The organism is Crocosphaera sp. Alani8, assembly GCF_038442745.1.
Lineage (GTDB): Bacteria > Cyanobacteriota > Cyanobacteriia > Cyanobacteriales > Microcystaceae > Crocosphaera.
On record NZ_JARVCN010000336.1, the window covers coordinates 1 to 3,446 of the forward strand.

At 36.6% G+C, this 3,446-nt stretch carries 5 protein-coding genes; 3 read left to right on the plus strand and 2 right to left on the minus strand.

What is annotated here, in order from left to right:
* Positions 1-197: 197 nt before the first annotated feature.
* The 3 genes from P9B04_RS17505 to P9B04_RS17515 all read left to right on the plus strand — a co-directional run bounded on the left by P9B04_RS17505 (position 198) and on the right by P9B04_RS17515 (position 1,886).
* Complete coding sequence (locus tag P9B04_RS17505; protein WP_446718015.1) at positions 198-920, plus strand: precorrin-2 C(20)-methyltransferase; 723 nt, start codon at positions 198-200, stop codon at positions 918-920.
* 168 nt (positions 921-1,088) lie between these two features.
* Positions 1,089-1,343, plus strand: coding sequence for a DUF4327 family protein (locus P9B04_RS17510; protein WP_342056265.1), 255 nt, complete (start codon positions 1,089-1,091; stop codon positions 1,341-1,343).
* Positions 1,344-1,643: 300 nt separating this feature from the next.
* Positions 1,644-1,886: a DUF4327 family protein gene (locus P9B04_RS17515; protein ID WP_342056266.1), complete on the plus strand. Its 243-nt coding sequence runs from the start codon at positions 1,644-1,646 to the stop codon at positions 1,884-1,886.
* 48 nt (positions 1,887-1,934) lie between these two features.
* Here P9B04_RS17515 and P9B04_RS17520 read toward each other — a convergent pair whose 3' ends face one another.
* Positions 1,935-2,297, minus strand: coding sequence for a hypothetical protein (locus tag P9B04_RS17520; protein ID WP_342056267.1), 363 nt, complete (start codon positions 2,295-2,297; stop codon positions 1,935-1,937).
* 53 nt (positions 2,298-2,350) lie between these two features.
* Entirely contained in the window at positions 2,351-3,400 is a 1,050-nt protein-coding gene (locus P9B04_RS17525; RefSeq protein ID WP_342056268.1) for a DGQHR domain-containing protein, read from the minus strand.
* Between the last annotated feature and the right edge of the window lie 46 nt (positions 3,401-3,446).

Below are 3,446 nucleotides of genomic sequence, written 5' to 3' on the forward strand. Positions count from 1 at the left end.
ATGTTTGGCCTAAGTTTTCGCAGCGAGTGACCCCTGGCTTTTTGAGAAGATACCTGTTGGGTATTTTTAAAATTATTTTTAACAAATCTTAATCATTAATAAATGCCAAATAAAGCTAATCAAGCGATCGCTGGGAGTGACTGACAAGTGGGAAAATTGCTATGATAAAAGCTCAATCAATAACTAAACAAATTTTGATGGGAAAAGGAGTTGGTACTTTATACGGGGTGAGTGTAGGAACTGGTGATCCAGAATTAATTACTGTCAAAGGACAACGGTTATTGCAACAAGTTCCAGTTATTGCTTTTCCTCTAGGGGTTAACGGCAAAGAAGGTTTAGCCCAAACAATTATAACCCCTTGGATAACCGCGCAACAAAAAAAGTTACCCCTTTATTTCCCTTATCTTCAAGACAAGAAGGTGTTACAAAAAGCTTGGCAGCAAGCAGCAAAAATGGTGTGGTCTTATCTCTCTCAAGGAATAGATGTAGCGTTTGCTTGTGAGGGGGATGTTAGTTTTTATAGTACCTTTACTTATCTTGCTCAAACCCTCAAAAAAGACTATCCCCAACTCCCCATACAAACTGTTCCTGGGGTTTCATCTCCTATGGCAGCAGCTTCGGTGTTGGGACTACCTTTAACCTTGGGTTCGCAAAATTTAGCTATTCTCCCTGCATTGTATAATGTGGCTGAGTTAGACGAAGTTTTAAGTTGGGCCGATGTTATTGTTTTGTTAAAAGTTAGTTCGGTTTATACCCAGGTGTGGCAGAAGTTAGATACCCTGAACTTATTAGATTGCGCTTTTGTTGTAGAACGAGCGAACCAGTCAGAAGAAAAAATCTATCAAAATCTACGTGATCACCCAACTATCAATCTCTCCTATTTTTCCATAATGATTATCTCTCTTGGACAGAACCAATAACTGCACAGGAGATTAATATTTTTTAACATCCTGTAAACCCCGATATACCAACCCTTGAGAAGAGAAAAAGTAAAATGTATTCTTTGTTACAGCACGAATTTGCTTTCCTATTAATGAGATTTAGATTATATTAAACAGTAGGCATTTCTAGTCACTTGGTAATTGTATATGAGTTCTATCACTCTCCCCTCTCCTTCTAGTCCGGTTCGTTCTACTACTTACACCATCAACATGATCAAAGACGAGGTACGTCATTTGGTTGATACTGGTACTGTGAGTCGTCAACAACCTATTTATGTTCTCTGCGAGTTTATTCCCCCCCGCGAATGGGTTTGTGTTGAAGCTGAATTAGAAAGATGTGAATATTTGTTACGGGATCAAATCGGGGATCTCATGGCTTGTGAAAATTGGGATAATGATTAAACAATCATATTAGGTTAATTTTTCCCATCTCCACGAGTAAGAGTCTTTGGTAAGTCACATAGCTATATTTTGTTATCAGTCAACCTTTTTGAATACATCACTCGAGTCCTAGTCCCCACATTAGGACTCTAATTATTTTTGAATATAGAATTATAAAAGAAAGTGGAAATTTCTGCACATCCTGACACAATTGGGTGGAGAATGTAATGAACAATACAAAAAGACTTTGCAGCTTTTGTCTGTAGGTTCGATCATTTTAAAGGTCAGGGTCAAGATATTTACCGGTTTGGTGTTCTACTTATGAATCTTTCCACACAAGTTCCTGTTACTTTTTCTCGTTATTCTATCGATTTTATACAACAAGAGGCCCGTCATTTGGTAGATAGGGGTTTAGTTAGTCGTCAACAACCAATTTCTAGCTTATGCGATCATATTCCAGCAAGGGAATGGATATGGGTTGAACACGAACTAGAAAAATTTGATTATTTATTACGGGATCGCATTAGTGATCTAATTAGTTGCGAAACCTGGTCGAATGACTAGATAATACATTATTGTCAAAAAGAGTCTTAGATCTCTATTTTTAGATGATTAAGGCTTTTTTTTCTGCCTTAAGTCTTCGAGTTCTTGTCTCAGGGTGATAATTTTTTCAGTCAGTTGTTGAATTTCTTGATTTACATCAGCTTTAGTTTTGCTAGTAGTAGTAGATCCTGGGGGATTTTTTGAGGATTTTGGTTGATTTAACCATCGATCTAGAAATTCTCGCGCTTCTTGTTCGGTAATTTCGCCTTTTTTTGCCCATTCTGCGGTTTTTTGGGTAATTTCTTCTTGCAGTTCGGAAAAGGTTTGATTACGTTTTTGAGGATCTTGTAGGGTTTCTAAAATGGAAGTAGTAAAACCTACCCCAACTCTCAAAGATTGTTGTATGAGTTGAAAGACAGTATCTGCATTCATATTGACACCAGACAGTTAGATATTATTTATCAGTTATCATGCCACAATGGGGATCAACTATCAACCAAAATATTAGGTAGACCAACTTTTTTGGGGTTAACAAAGTTACCTTTAAAATCGATAGTTTTTTCTTCATTGGTAGCAGCATCTCTAATAGTTCTCGCTTCTGCTAATTCCCTACGAATTTCTGCTTTTTCTAAGTCGTCTTTTACTCCACCTAATAAGTAAATTAATAAACGACTAGCTAATTTTTTACCTGATACCTGAATTCTTTTTTTCATGGGATCATAAAGAACTCCGTACCAGATAGATTGGGAGGTGTCCATATAACTAAATCCTCCAATTTCGTCAAAATAAATTAGTTTCTTAATAATACTTTTTAAGTTTAATTTTTGACTAAATATTAAAAATCCTAATGCTTGTGCTAATGCTATTTGCCCAACGGGACGAAATAAAAAGTTACCTTCCCCCCCTCCTTTTTCGTGGTTAAATCGTCTCAATTCGTAGGTTTTAACTCCTTGTTCTAATTGGCGATAGCTAGGTAAACTGGCTAATTTGTTGAATAATTCTGTTAATAGGTTAAACCCTTCTTCTATCTCTTTGTCATCGGGACGTAAAGAAATTAGGTTCTTTTTATCTTTACTTTTCCAGTGGGTAAATTTACTGGCTAAATAGCCCTCTGTTATATCTTGTAATGATTGCAAAGTGGTTAAAACAGTTGATTTATTAGCAATAGTTGCACTGTCCCAATTAACCCGAGAGTTCCAGTCTTTTTCATCTCTATCTTTTAACAAGGGATGGGTAATAGCAAGTCGTCTAGAAACAATTGCAAAACCATCGTCTTCGTTCAATAAAACTAACTGTCCTTTACTCAAAGAAATGGCCATACGGTTAACATGGACAAATACGGATCTTACCCTTCTTCTTGCCTCTTCGTAGGTTTCTCCTTTAACAACTGCCGGGATGATTTCAATACCGATCTTTTCTTTGGTTAAACTCTGTAAAGCAATGGGATCTAGATCGTATTCTTCAATTAAATCATCTAGAGTGATGGGGTTTCCTGTTGCTTTTTTGTCCTTATTATAAACTTCTAGTTTTCGTATCTTCTCAAAAAGCCAGGGGTCACTCGCTGCGAAAACTTAGGCCAAA